General features: G+C 63.3%; 7 protein-coding genes and 1 tRNA gene. 7 read left to right on the top strand and 1 reads right to left on the bottom strand.

The genetic code is table 11. The features are described 5' to 3' along the window. Positions 1–62: 62 nt before the first annotated feature. The gene (locus tag ACZ5BO_RS31875; RefSeq protein WP_464697426.1) at positions 63–3,806 is read left to right on the top strand and encodes a bifunctional diguanylate cyclase/phosphodiesterase; all 3,744 of its coding nucleotides are present in this window, start codon (positions 63–65) and stop codon (positions 3,804–3,806) included. Positions 3,807–3,821: 15 nt separating this feature from the next. Then, positions 3,822–3,898: transfer RNA gene (locus tag ACZ5BO_RS31880), tRNA-Ile, on the top strand. A 351-nt stretch (positions 3,899–4,249) separates the two neighbouring features. Here the strand turns inward: ACZ5BO_RS31880 and ACZ5BO_RS31885 are convergent. After that, positions 4,250–6,616, bottom strand: a complete 2,367-nt coding sequence (locus ACZ5BO_RS31885) for a glucose/quinate/shikimate family membrane-bound PQQ-dependent dehydrogenase (protein WP_464697427.1) — start codon at positions 6,614–6,616, stop codon at positions 4,250–4,252. Between the two features lie 191 nt (positions 6,617–6,807). On the opposite strand from ACZ5BO_RS31885, the gene ACZ5BO_RS31890 reads away from it, so the two are divergent. From ACZ5BO_RS31890 to pqqA, 5 genes are all read left to right on the top strand, one after another. Then, complete coding sequence (locus ACZ5BO_RS31890; RefSeq protein WP_011063845.1) at positions 6,808–7,269, top strand: Lrp/AsnC family transcriptional regulator; 462 nt, start codon at positions 6,808–6,810, stop codon at positions 7,267–7,269. A 193-nt stretch (positions 7,270–7,462) separates the two neighbouring features. Further along, complete coding sequence (locus tag ACZ5BO_RS31895) at positions 7,463–9,145, top strand: flavin monoamine oxidase family protein (protein ID WP_464697428.1); 1,683 nt, start codon at positions 7,463–7,465, stop codon at positions 9,143–9,145. A gap of 111 nt (positions 9,146–9,256) precedes the next feature. Next, positions 9,257–10,051 carry a carbon-nitrogen hydrolase family protein gene (locus ACZ5BO_RS31900; RefSeq protein ID WP_464697429.1) on the top strand — a complete coding sequence of 265 codons (795 nt, stop codon included), beginning with the start codon at positions 9,257–9,259 and terminating at the stop codon, positions 10,049–10,051. Positions 10,052–10,099: 48 nt separating this feature from the next. Then, positions 10,100–12,562: a pyrroloquinoline quinone biosynthesis protein PqqF gene (gene pqqF / locus ACZ5BO_RS31905; RefSeq protein ID WP_464697430.1), complete on the top strand. Its 2,463-nt coding sequence runs from the start codon at positions 10,100–10,102 to the stop codon at positions 12,560–12,562. 156 nt (positions 12,563–12,718) lie between these two features. Further along, on the top strand, positions 12,719–12,793 hold the full coding sequence (pqqA, locus tag ACZ5BO_RS31910; RefSeq protein ID WP_003194766.1) for a pyrroloquinoline quinone precursor peptide PqqA: 75 nt from the start codon (positions 12,719–12,721) through the stop codon (positions 12,791–12,793). The last annotated feature ends 33 nt before the right edge of the window (positions 12,794–12,826 follow it).

Genomic DNA, 12,826 nt, shown 5'->3' on the forward strand with positions numbered 1-12,826 from the left:
CTCCCCCTGCTGCCCAGCCCGTCTACACTCGACACATTCCCCGTTCCATGACGAGACGGTTTATGCCCAGACTGTCGGCCATGCTTTTGCTGGCGCTGCTCACTTGGACTGCAACGGCTGGCGCGCTGACTCTCACCGACGAAGAACGTAGCTGGCTCAAAGCCCACCCGGAACTACGCCTAGGTGTAGACGCCTCATGGCCGCCATTCGAATATCGGGACGAGGAAGGCCGCTATCAGGGCCTTGCCGCGGATTACATCCAGCTGATCCAGGAACGCTTGTCGATCACCCTCAAGCCAGTCGAGCCCGCCAGCTGGACTGCCGTGCTCGAGGACGCCAAGCAAGGCAAGCTGGACCTGCTGCCAGGTATCATGTCGACCCCGGAACGCCAGAGCTACATGGCGTTCACCCGGCCCTACCTGGACTTTCCCATTGTGATCCTCGCTCATGAAGGCGGCGCACAACCCCACACGCTTCAGGACCTCTACGGCCTCAAGGTGGCCGTGGTGGAAAACTATGCCCCCCATGAGCTGCTGCGCACCCATCACCCGGATCTGAACCTAGTGGCCCTGCCCAATGTCAGCTCGGCCCTGCAGGCCCTGGCCACCGATGAAGTGGACGCGGTGGTCGGCGACCTGGCCTCCAGCGTCTGGAGCCTGCGCCAGCTCAAGCTCGACGGCCTCTACGTCAGCGGCGAAACCCCGTATCGCTACCAACTTGCGATGGGCGTGCCCCGGGACAGCAAGATCCTGGTGGGGATTCTCGACAAGGTCCTGGCGGACCTGAGCCCCGAGGAAATCAGCGCGATCCAGCAGCATTGGGTCGGTAGCGTGCTGGATCACCGCACCTTCTGGTCGGACGTACTTCTCTATGGCCTCCCCGGCCTGCTGCTTCTGGTCACGGTGCTGGCCGTGGTGATCCGCATCAACCGCCGCCTGAGTTCGGAAATCTCCCGCCGGGTCGCCCTTGAACAGGAACTGCGCAGTAGCGAATACCATTACCGCAGCCTGGTGGAGAGCCTGTCCGCCATCGCCTGGGAAGCCCGCATCAGCGATTTCACCTACAGCTACGTCTCGCCCCACGCCGAGGCCTTGCTGGGTTACCCCCTGTCCCACTGGCTGATCCCCGGGTTCTGGCGCAACATCATCCACCCGGCCGACCTGACCCGCGCCCAGGCCTTCTGCGACCACGAAGTGCAGGCCGGACGCGACCACAGCCTCGACTACCGGGTGATCACCGCCGACGGTCGCTGCCTCTGGGTGCGCGACATCGTCAGCCTGATCGAGCACGGCCACGAACCGGTGATGCGCGGACTGATGATCGACATCAGCGAGACCAAGCACACCGAAGAGGCCTTGCGCCTGTCGGAACAGAAGTTCGCCTCGGTGTTCCAGCAATGCCCGGACATCCTGGTCATCGCGCGCCTGTCCGACGGCTGCCTGCTGGAGGTCAACAAGGCCTTCGAGGAACAGATCGGCCTGAGCGCCGGCCAAGTCGTCGGCCAGACCGCCACCGACCTCAATATCTGGGGCATTCCCGGCGTGGGGCCGGGTCTTCTGCAGCGCCTGCAGGCAGGCAGCATCCGCAACCTGGAAATGCCCTTTCGCCGCCACAACGGCCAGCTCTTCACCGGCCTGATCTCGGCCGAGCCCTTTGACCTCGACACCACACCGGCGCTGGTGGTCGTGGTTCGCGACATCAGCCAACTCAAGGAAACCCAACAGCAACTGCAAACCTCCGAGGAGAAATTCGCCAAGGCGTTCCATGCCTCGCCGGATGGGCTGCTGCTGACCCGGCAGCGAGACGGATTGCTGATTGAGGTGAACGAGGGCTTCAGCCGCATCACCGGCTTCAACAGCGCCATGTCCCTGGATCGCTCGACCCTCGACCTGGGCATCTGGGTCAATCTCAATGAGCGCAAACAGATGCTCGACCTGCTGCAGCGCGACGGCTTCGTCCGTGACTTCAGCTGCCATATCCGCCGCAGCGATGGCCAGATCCGCCTCTGCGAACTGTCGAGTCGACCACTGCCCATCGGCGACGACAACTGCATGTTGACCATTGCCCGCGACATCACCGACCGCCACCAGATGCAGGAAAAACTGCTGCAAGCCGCCACCGTGTTTGAAAGTACGGCCGAAGGGGTGATGATCACCGACACCCAGCAGCGCATCAGTGCAGTCAATCGCGCCTTCAGCGAAATCACCGGCTACAGCGAAAGTGAAGCCCTCGGCCACACTCCACGCCTGCTCGCTTCCGGGCTGCATGACAGCGCCTTCTATGCCGCGATGTGGCATCAACTGACCCTTGAAGGCCATTGGCAGGGCGAAATTTCCAATCGCCGCAAGAACGGTGAGTACTACCCCAATTGGCTGACCATCAACGCGGTACGCAACGCCGACCGGCAAATCACTCATTTCGTAGCGGTGTTCGCCGATATCTCCAGCCTCAAGCACGCTCAGGCGCGGCTCGATTACCAGGCTCACCACGATCCGCTGACCGGCTTGCCGAACCGGACCCTGTTCGAGAGTCGGCTGCTGACGGCGCTCAACAGCCAGGAAGAGAGCGGCAGCCAGGGCGCGGTGCTGTTTCTCGACCTGGACCGCTTCAAGCACATCAATGACAGCCTCGGCCACCCGGTGGGCGACCTGCTGCTCAAAGGCATCGCGGTACGCCTCAAGGAGCAGTTGCGCGACATCGACACCGTGGCCCGCCTGGGCGGAGATGAATTCATCATCCTGCTGCCGGGCCTGCATCAGTCCAGCGACGCCGACCATATCGCCACCAAGCTGCTGAATTGCTTTACCGCGCCCTTTCAGGCCGGCGAACACGAGTTCTTCATCAGTGCCAGCATCGGCACCAGCCTGTATCCCAAGGATGGTTGCGACGTCGCCACCTTGATCAAGAACGCTGACGCCGCCATGTATCGCTCCAAGGCCAAGGGCCGCAACCGGGTCGAACGCTACACCCGCGACCTCACGGCTCAGGCCAGCGAACGGGTGGCCCTGGAACACGAATTGCGACGGGCCATCGAACGCGATGAACTGTCGCTGTATTTCCAGCCCAAGATCAGCCTCAGCAACCACGAACTGGTGGGCGCCGAAGCCCTGATCCGCTGGCACCATCCCAGCTTCGGCGATGTGCCTCCCGAGCACTTCATCCCGCTGGCCGAAGAGAACGGCATGATCCTGCTGATCGGTGACTGGGTGCTGGAACGGGCCTGCCAGCAGCTCAATGCCTGGCACCAGCGCTACGAAAGCTTCGGCCCGCTGTCGGTGAACCTGGCCGGCGCCCAACTGCGCCAACCCAATCTGCTGAGCCGCATCGAACAATTGCTGCGCGAATACGACCTGCAGCCCGGGATGCTGCAGCTGGAAATCACCGAGAACTTCATCATGAGCCAGACCGAGGAAGCCCTGGAGGTGCTGCATCAGCTCAAGCACCTGGGTGTCCAGCTGGCCATCGACGACTTCGGAACCGGCTACTCGTCCCTCAGCTACCTCAAGCGCCTGCCCCTGGATTTCCTCAAGATCGACCAGTCCTTTGTCCGCGGGCTGCCGGATGACCCCCACGACGTGGCAATCGTACGCGCCATCATCGCCCTGGGACGCAGCATGCAATTCACGGTGATTGCCGAAGGCGTTGAAAACCAGGACCAGCAGACCTTTCTCGCCATGGAAGGCTGCGAACAGATACAGGGCTACATCGTCAGCCTGCCGCTGGAGGCCGAAGAGTTTTGCGCAACCTTCCTGCAGATCCGGGTTTCCGATTTTTCGGATAGCACAGCCGAGAAACCATCGTTATAATCCGCCGCCTACTGAGGGCCTATAGCTCAGTTGGTTAGAGCAGAGGACTCATAATCCTTTGGTCCACGGTTCAAGTCCGTGTGGGCCCACCACCTTCAAAGCCGCGCATTGGCGCGGTTTTTTTGTGCCTGTCGATCCCTCTGCATCGGCTGTTATCTGGCAAACCGCCACCTTAAATCATCTCCGCCAGCCTCTCGTTGCTCCCTTCAAAAGAACTCAAGCGCCGCCTCAGGAACTCGTCGACGCCTTGGCCGCGCGGCGGGTGAAAATCGGTCGGGGCTGGACTAACTGGCCGCACTGGGCCGCATCAGCGTCGGCGCCGAACAGGGCACGCAGCGCTTGCGTGCCGCCTTCGCCAGGGTTGCCCAGGCCTGATGCCGCAGCCCCTCATCAATGCACAAGCCGCGCTATGCGCGGCTTGTGCATGGCCCGGCGTACAGCGGTTACTTGGGCAACGCGTAGGCAATCACGTAGTCGCCCCGGTCGGTCGACTGTCGGGCACCGCCTGCGGTGAGCAGAATGTACTGGCGCCCGGTCTTGGGTGAGACATAGGTCATCGGCCCCGACTGGCTGCCCACCGGCAGGCGGGCCTTCCAGATTTCGTTGCCGTTGCCGGAGTCGAAGGCCCGCAGGTAGAAATCCTGGGTGCCGGCGAAGAACAGCAGGCCGGACTGGGTGGCCAGGGAAGCGCCCAGGGTCGGCATGCCGATCGGGATCGGCAGGTGCATGCGGATCCCCAGCGGGCCGGTGTCCTGCACGGTGCCCACCGGCACTTGCCATACCAGCTTGCGGGTCTTCAGGTCGATGGCCGACATCGTGCCAAACGGCGGTTTCTGGCAGGGAATGCCCGCCGCCGAGAGGAAGCGCTGGCGCATGGCGCCGAACGGCGTGCCTTCCTGGGGCACCACGCCCATTTCGATGCCGCTAGCGCCGGCGGCGATCTGGTCCCGGGGGATCATGTAGTTGGCCAGGCCCAGGCGCATGTCGTTGACGAACATGTAGTTGCTGGTGGGGTCCACCGACACGCTGCCCCAGTTCATGCCACCCAGGGATCCCGGGAACTGCAGCGCATGATCCAGACCCGGCGGGGTGTATACGCCCTCATGGCGCATGCCCTTGAACTGGATGCGGCACATCAACTGGTCAAAGGGCGTGGCGCCCCACATGTCGGACTCGCTCAGGGTCTGGTTGCCGATGGACGGCATTTCCACCGAGAACGGCTGGGTTGGCGAATAACGCTCACCCGGCACATTACCCTGAGGCACCGGACGCTCTTCGACCCGGGCAATGGGTTTCCCGGTCTCACGGTTGAGCAGGAAGATCTCGCCCTGCTTGGTGACCTGGGCCAGCGCCGGTTGCACTCCGCCCTTGCCATCCGGAATGTCGTACAGCAGCGGCTGGGCCGGCAGGTCGAAGTCCCAGAGGTCGTGGTGGGTCGTCTGGAAATGCCAGCGCACCTGGCCGGTCTTGACGTCGAGGGCGACGATGGAGGAGTTCCATTGGTCATCGAACTCGGTGCGCTGGCCGCCGAAGAAGTCCGGGGTGGCGTTGCCGGTCGGCAGGTACACCAGGCCCAGCTTGGCGTCATAGGACATTGCCGACCAGACGTTTGGCGTGCCGCGGGTATAGGTTTCACCTGCCGGTGGACGCTTGGTGGTTGTCGGGTTGCCCGGGTCCCAGGCCCACTTCAGCTCGCCGCTGTGCACGTCGAAGGCCCGCACCACGCCCGGTGGCTCCCCGGTGGAGAAGTTGTCCGCCACTCGGCCGCCTACGATCACCAGGGTGCCGGCCACCAGCGGCGTGGAGGTTTGCTGGTAGTAACCCGGCTTGATCTCGCCCATGTCGGTCTTCAGGTCGACCGTGCCCTTGTCACCGAAGTCCTCACAGGGTTTGCCGGTTTCTGCGTTGATGGCAATCAGCCGTGCATCACCGGTGGGCAAGAACAGCCGCTTGCTGCAGGCAGCAGGTGTAGAGGCAGACTCGGCAGCCGACGTGGTGGAAACCTCGAAATAGCCCAGGCCACGGCAGCGCTGCCAGTTTGGCGCGGAGCCTTTGGGGTCGAACCTCCAGCGCTCGGTGCCGGTGTCGGCGTCCAGGGCGAACACCTTGCCGTAGGCAGTACAGGTGTAGACCGTGTTGCCGATCTGCAGCGGTGTGTTCTGGTCTTCGGCGCCGGCCCCGTTGCTTTCAGGCAAGTCGCCGGTACGGAAAGTCCAGGCCACCTGCAATTGATCGATATTGCCCTTGTTGATCTGGTCCAGTGCGGCGAAACGGTTACCCGCCGTGGTGTTACCCCAGTGGGCCCAATCTTTTTGTTCAGTACCTGGAGCCACTGGCTGGATCGCCGGCACCTGATCAGCCGAGACCACGTGAGTCGGTACGAACATGTAGCCGAAGGTCGCCACAACGCCGACTCCCAGCAATCCCGCCACAGCATAGGCACCCCGCCCGGCACGGGCGCCGGAAGCCCGCACCAGGGTCGGATAGGCCAGCGCCACCACCAGGCCAATCACGGCGAAGGTCAGCACCCGCGAAACCAGCGGCCAATACTCCAGGCCCGCGTCCCAGACGGCCCAGAGCGCGGTCAGCACCAGGGCCACGCCGTACAGCCAGGCACCACGCGGATTGCGACGCGCAATCAGCAACCCGGAAACCAGCATCGCCAGGCCCATCAGCAGGAAATAGGCACTGCCCCCCAGGCTGACGAGGTAACCCCCGCCTCCGGCCAGGCCCAACCCGATCAGGGCAATCAGGATACCCAACCCCGCAAGCAACCCTTTGCTGCCGGCGGCAGCCCCTGTGTGTCTCATCGTGAATACCTCTGCCATCTGTAAAACCAGTCCGCGAGAATGTACTAACCAGTTACTTATGACAATCTACCGCAGGCCATTTGTTTCAAAAAAATTCCTGCGTTTGCACGCAGGCGCAGCACTCGTCACCGCCCGGGACCGACAGCGAGGCTGTAACATGGGCGCTCTCGATAGCCGTGCTGGAGCCCACCTTGTCCGATAGCCGCCCTCCCGTTCTTGACGAAGTCGACCGTCAATTGATCGCCGCGCTGCAGATCAACGCCCGCGAAAGCGTGGCGATGCTGGCCCGGCAATTGGGTATCGCCCGCACCACCGTGACCTCGCGCCTGGCACGCCTGGAGAAAACCCGGGTGATCACCGGCTACGGCGTGCGCCTGGGCCAGCGCGTGGTCGATGGCGGCTTGCAGGCGTATGTCGGCATCAAGGTCCAGCCGCGTTCCGGCAAGGAAGTCCTGCGTCGCTTGAGCGGCATGGCCCAGGTCCAGCAGTTGTGCGCGGTCAGTGGCGAATTCGACTACGTGGCCTGGCTGCGCACCGACTCGCCAGAGCAACTGGACCAATTGCTGGACCAGATCGGCAGCGTCGATGGCGTGGAAAAGACCACCACCTCGATCATCCTCAGCAGCAAGATCGATCGCGGCCATGCGCTGTGAGGCAGTCCCGGCGCACTCGCACCGGCATAGCCAAGATGAACTCGTCGTTTTGCGATGATGGTTCGTCATATAGATAAATAACAATGCATAACGACGACAGTTTGCGTCTTATTAACGTGTTTTACCCTCTCTAAAATGGCTGCCATCTTTTCCTATACTCAGCACACTGCTGAGCCGCCCGCCAAGGTCAGCCATGAACAAGAACAATCGCCATCCTGCAGACGGTAAGAAGCCGATCACCATCTTCGGCCCGGATTTCCCTTTCGCCTTCGACGACTGGATCGAGCATCCCGCCGGCCTGGGCAGTATTCCCCAGGCCCAGCACGGCACCGAAGTGGCAATTGTCGGCGCCGGCATCGCCGGGCTGGTGGCGGCCTACGAGCTGATGAAGCTGGGCCTCAAGCCGGTGGTCTACGAAGCATCGAAAATGGGCGGCCGCCTGCGCTCCCAGGCCTTCGAAGGCGCCGAAGGGATCATCGCCGAGCTGGGTGGCATGCGCTTTCCAGTGTCATCCACGGCCTTCTACCACTACGTCGACAAGCTCGGCCTGCAGACCAAGCCCTTTCCCAACCCGCTGACCCCGGCCTCGGGCAGCACGGTCATCGACCTCGAAGGCCAGACCCACTACGCCCAGAAGCTCGCCGACCTGCCGGCACTGTTCCAGGAAGTCGCCGACGCCTGGGCCGACGCCCTGGAAGATGGCTCACGCTTCAGCGAGATCCAGCAGGCAATCCGCGACCGCGACGTGCCGCGCCTCAAGGAGCTGTGGAACACCCTGGTGCCGCTGTGGGACGACCGCACCTTCTACGACTTCGTCGCCACTTCGAAGGCCTTCGCCAAGCTGTCGTTCCACCATCGTGAAGTGTTCGGGCAGGTGGGCTTCGGCACCGGTGGCTGGGACTCGGACTTCCCCAACTCGATGCTGGAAATCTTCCGCGTGGTGATGACCAACTGTGACGATCACCAGCACCTGGTGGTGGGCGGCGTCGAGCAGGTGCCCCTGGGCATCTGGCGCCACGTCCCCGAGCGCTGCGCTCACTGGCCGGCCGGCACCAGCCTCAGCTCGCTGCACCACGGCGCGCCGCGCACCGGGGTCAAGCGCATTGCCCGGGCTGCCGACGGCCGTTTCAGCGTCACCGACAACTGGGGCGATACCCGGGAATACGCAGCGGTACTGACCACCTGCCAGAGCTGGCTGTTGACCACCCAGATTGAATGCGAGGAGTCGCTGTTCTCGCAGAAGATGTGGATGGCCCTGGACCGCACCCGCTACATGCAGTCGTCGAAAACCTTCGTCATGGTCGACCGGCCATTCTGGAAGGACAAGGATCCGGAAACCGGTCGCGATCTGATGAGCATGACCCTCACCGACCGCCTGACCCGCGGTACCTACCTGTTCGATAACGGCGACGACAAGCCGGGGGTGATCTGCCTGTCCTACTCATGGATGAGCGATGCCCTGAAGATGCTTCCGCAGCCGGTGGAAAAACGCGTGAAACTGGCATTGGACGCGCTGAAGAAGATCTACCCCAAGGTGGACATCGCCAGTCGCATCATCGGCGACCCGATCACCGTGTCCTGGGAGGCCGATCCGCACTTCCTCGGCGCCTTCAAGGGCGCGCTGCCGGGCCACTATCGCTACAACCAGAGGATGTATGCGCACTTCATGCAGGACGACATGCCCACCGAGCAGCGCGGTATCTTCATCGCCGGCGACGATGTGTCCTGGACCCCGGCCTGGGTCGAAGGCGCAGTGCAGACCTCGCTGAACGCGGTGTGGGGGATCATGAAGCACTTCGGTGGCGCCACTCATGCCGAGAACCCGGGCCCGGGGGATGTGTTCCACGAGATCGGGCCAATTGCCCTGGCCGACTGAAACTGGCGGCCGGGCAGGTGCTCGTCCCCGCAGGCACCCTCTGCGGGGATGTCGTATGAACCTGTGACAACGGCTACAGTGGCCGGTCTGTCAGTGAGTGGAGTGAAGACCATGCGCGTCGCCCTGTATCAGTGCCCGCCACGGCCGCTGGATGTGGCCGGCAACCTGCAACGCCTGCATCAGGTGGCCATGGAAGCCACCGATGCCGATCTGCTGGTGCTGCCGGAGATGTTCCTCAGCGGCTACAACATTGGCCTGGAAGCAGTTGCTGCCCTGGCGGAGGCTCAGGACGGCCCGTCGGCCCAGCGCATCGCCGCCATCGCCCAGGCGGCCGGCACGGCGATTCTCTATGGCTACCCGGAGCGCAGTGCCGACGGCCAGATCTACAACGCCGTGCAATTGATCGATGCCCATGGCCAGCGCCTGTGCAACTACCGCAAGACCCATCTGTTCGGCGACCTCGACCACTCGATGTTCAGTGCCGGCGACGATGATTTCACCCTCGTGGAACTGGACGGCTGGACGCTCGGCTTCCTGATCTGCTACGATATCGAGTTCCCGGAAAATGCGCGTCGCCTGGCCCTGGCGGGTGCCGAGCTGATTCTGGTGCCGACCGCCAATATGGTGCCCTACGACTTCGTCGCCGACGTGACGATTCGCGCCCGGGCCTTCGAGAACCAGTGCTACGTGGCCTATGCCAACTACTGTGGCCATGAAGAGCAGATCCGCTACTGCGGGCAAAGCAGCATCGCCGCCCCTGACGGTAGCCGGATTGCCCTGGCCGGGCTCGACGAGGCTTTGATCATCGGCACCCTGGACCGACAGTTGATGGCCGAGTCCCGAGCGCTCAACCGCTATCTTGCCGATCGCCGTCCCGAGCTTTACGACGACCTGAACAAGCGCTGATCCAGGGATATCCGCTAGCATGAGCGCTTCTCTGTTCTGGAAGTGCTCATGCCCGCGCTGAACCACCCTCTGCCCCACCTGGAAACCCTGGCCAACGGCCTGCAGGTGTCCTTGCGTCATGCTCCCCATTTGAAACGCTGCGCGGCGGCCCTGCGTGTGGCTGCCGGCAGTCACGATGTGCCGCTGGCCTGGCCGGGCCTGGCGCACTTCCTGGAACACTTGCTGTTTCTCGGTACCGAGCGCTTTCCCGCCGATCAGGGACTGATGACCTATGTCCGCGCCCAGGGTGGGCAACTGAACGCCAAGACCTGCGAGCGCAGTACCGAGTTCTTTTTCGAGCTGCCGGTCGCAGCGTTTGCCGGTGCCCTCGAGCGCCTGGGCGACATGCTCGGCCGGCCGCGCCTGAGCCTGGAAGATCAGCGACGGGAACGGGAAGTCCTGCACGCGGAGTTCATCGCCTGGTCCCGGGATGGGGCGGCGCAACGTCAGTTCGCACTGTATGACGGCTTGTCTGCGGCCCATCCCCTGCGGGCCTTTCACGCGGGCAACCGCTACAGCCTGAACCTGCCCAACAGTGCTTTCCAGCACGCCCTGCAGCAGTTTTATCGGGCTTTCTACCAGACCGGGCAGATGACCCTGAGCCTCGCCGGGCCACAGCCCCTGGAAGAGCTTCGGGCCCTGGCCGAGCGCTGCGCCGTGGAGTTACCCAGTGGGCAGCGTATTGCGCAGAGTCGCCCACCCGCGTTGCTGACATCCTCCACCACGACTTATCAACAACTCGGCGCACAGCGCCAAGATCTGCTGTTTGCCCTTGAACAGCTACCCGAGGGCGCAGCTGCCGCACTGGACTTTCTCTGTACCTGGCTGCAATCGGCCAAACCCGGCGGACTGCTCGCCGAACTGCAGCAACGTCACCTGGCCCATAGCCTGAAAGCGACGCCGCTGTACCAGTTTGCCGGACAAGCCCTGCTGCACCTGGAGCTCGGCCTTTGCACAGAAAAACCGACAGCAGCGGCTCAGACCCAGGCGCTGCTGATGGAATGGCTGGGGTTCTTCAGCGCCCAGGCCGATTGGCCACAGTTGCAGGAAGAATATGCCTTGCTGCAACAACGCCGGAGCCAGTCCAGCAGCGCCCTGGAGCTGGCGCAACGAGACTGCCGGCAAATCGTCGGCGAACTGGATGAGCTGGGGCTGGTTGCCCTCAAGCAAGTGCTCGGGCAACTGCAGCCCCAGGCGGTGGACAACTTCAGCAGCGACTGGCGCCTGCCCCCGCCCAACCCGTTCCTGCGCCCGACCACCGAAGCACCGCGAGCGGGATTGATTCGCGGCCAGACCAGCGCTCATCGGGGACTGCGTACCTTTGCCCAGGACCGTTCCCGGGGGAGGCGAGAACCGTCGGCCTTGAGCTTCAGCCAGGCGCTGCCAAGCGAGAGTGCCGAGGCGGCACTGAGGTTGCGCTGGCGCCTGGCCTCGCCCGCACCGGCCGGCCTCCACGCGCGCCTGGATCGCAGTCTGGAGCCGTTGCGCATTGATGCTCGCCAAGCCGGGGTGGAACTGGGTTTCTCGACGGCAGGACCAGACTGGCTGCTGACACTGAGCGGCCTGCACGCCCCTCTGCCTGCCGTGCTGCAGCAAGCCTTGAAGACCCTCAGCCATCCCACCGAATCATTCTGGCTGCAGAACGAGGCGACCACCGACCAAGCACCGTTGATGCCGATCCGTCAGTTGCTGAAGATATTCAGCGAGCAACCCCTGCCCAGCGGCCCATCAGCGCAGGGCCCGCAGGCACTGCAAGCACTGTGGGCCGCTGCCCGCTGGGATGGGCTGGCTTTGGCATTGCCGGCCAGTACACAAGAAGCCCTCAGCCGGGCGCTGCATCAAATGCCCGGTACGGCGGATACCACCCTCTGCCAGCCGGCAGCGCCTGAAGGTCGGTACCAGTGGCACTGCTTGCCTGGAGAGCCCGGCGAACATGGGTTGCTGCTGTTCTGCCCGACACCGGGTGCCGACCTTGCCGATGAAGCGGCCTGGCGCATGCTGGGGCAGGTCTGCCAGACACCGTTCTATCAACGGCTGCGAGTCGAGTTGCAGTTGGGCTATGCGGTATTCAGTGCAGTGCGCCAGCGTAATGGCCAGACCGGCCTGCTGTTCGGCGTGCAATCTCCCAACGCCAACGCCACGCACCTACTCCAGCACCTCGAAGAGTTCCTCCAGCGTCTGCCTGAGGGGATCATGTCGCTCAGCGAACCGGCCTGGAACGAACAGCGGACGGCTCTGGCGCGCCAGTTCGAACCAACAACGCTGCCCCTGCTCCATGCCATGGAACTGCTATGGCAGGCAAAGCTGGCCGGCCATCCGTCGGATTGCCTGCAGCAGTTGCAGACCTGCATCGACGCGCTCACGCCTGAGGGCACGGCCCAGGCCGCCGAGCACCTCAAGGAAGCGAGCGGAGGCTGGAGGGCCTGGGCCAACGGGCCCTGCCCGGGTTCGCCCTGGCAAGTGGCAGAATGATCATTACCCGCGCTGCAATGAGCTTTCTTCAGAATTGCGGGCAACCTGCAGCAGGAATTTAGTAAGATAGCCCCCTAAGCATCTGAACATCTCCCGCTGGAGGTGGACTATATGTATAGGCAACAATCGTCCCATCCACCCCATAGGAGCACTTTTATGACTTGGTCCAAACCGGCTTACACCGACCTGCGTATCGGCTTCGAAGTCACCATGTACTTCGCCAGCCGCTAATTTCTGCCTCTGGCCAGAAACGCAGCGCAACGC

This window comes from Pseudomonas sp. FFPRI_1 (assembly GCF_055384485.1).